1 protein-coding gene is annotated in these 1,121 nt (G+C 50.8%); it reads left to right on the top strand.

What is annotated here, in order from left to right; all coding sequences use genetic code 11:
* The coding region (locus tag R7Q38_RS24375) for a helix-hairpin-helix domain-containing protein (protein WP_318114649.1) at positions 1–1,121 on the top strand (1,121 nt) is incomplete at both ends.

Below are 1,121 nucleotides of genomic sequence, written 5' to 3'. Positions count from 1 at the left end.
GAAGTATTTGCCACTAACTTAAAAGACTTGTTGATGGCAGCACCGGCAGGTCCTCGTGCAACACTTGGTCTCGATCCGGGTCTGCGCACGGGCTCTAAAATCGCTATTGTCGATCCGACTGGTAAAGTGCTTGCAACCGAAACCATCTACCCTCACCCACCACAAAAGCAGTACGACAAATCAGCGCAAATCGTTGATCAGTTGGTGCGCAAATACAACGTGGATTTGATTGCGATAGGTAACGGCACGGCTTCGCGTGAAACCGACAGCTTTGTCGCAGACGTGATCAAACGCGGCAACCTGAAAGTTCAGAAAATCATCGTAAGTGAAGCGGGGGCATCGGTTTACTCAGCATCTGAGCTTGCAGCGAAAGAGTTCCCAAATATGGACGTATCTCTGCGTGGTGCGGTGTCGATTGCTCGTCGTCTGCAAGACCCGCTAGCGGAGCTCGTTAAAATCGATCCTAAATCGATCGGTGTGGGCCAATATCAGCACGATGTTAGCCAATCTATGCTGGCAAAACGTCTTGATGCGATTGTCGAAGACTGTGTAAACGCGGTGGGTGTTGATGTGAACACTGCCTCTGCAGCGCTACTGACGCGCGTTGCAGGCTTGTCGAGCACCATCGCACAGAACATTGTTGACTTCCGTGATGAAAATGGTCGTTTCGAAGCACGTACAACTTTGAAGAAAGTGCCTCGTTTAGGTCCTAAAGCGTTCGAGCAGTGTGCGGGTTTCCTTCGTATTATGGATGGTAAAAACCCACTGGATGCCTCTGCAGTGCACCCGGAAGCCTACCCTGTAGTCAAAGCGATTGCCGAGAAGAACAGTAAAGACATCAAAGCACTGATTGGCGATTCGACGTTCCTTAAAGGTCTGCACGCGGTGGATTACACCGATGAGCACTTCGGTGTCCCAACGGTGACCGATATCATCAAAGAGCTGGACAAACCAGGCCGAGACCCTCGTCCGGAGTTCAAAACCGCAACCTTCGCTGAAGGCGTTAACTCGGTTGCAGATCTAGAACCGGGCATGATTCTCGAAGGCGTCGTATCGAACGTGGCCAACTTTGGTGCTTTCGTCGATATTGGTGTTCACCAAGATGGTTTAGTGCACATCTC

The sequence above is a fragment of the Vibrio sp. Vb0598 genome (genome assembly GCF_033338935.1).
GTDB classification, from domain to species: Bacteria; Pseudomonadota; Gammaproteobacteria; order Enterobacterales; family Vibrionaceae; genus Vibrio; species Vibrio alginolyticus.
Note: the sequence above shows the minus strand (reverse complement) of the source record. Positions and strands in the feature narration are given on the sequence as shown.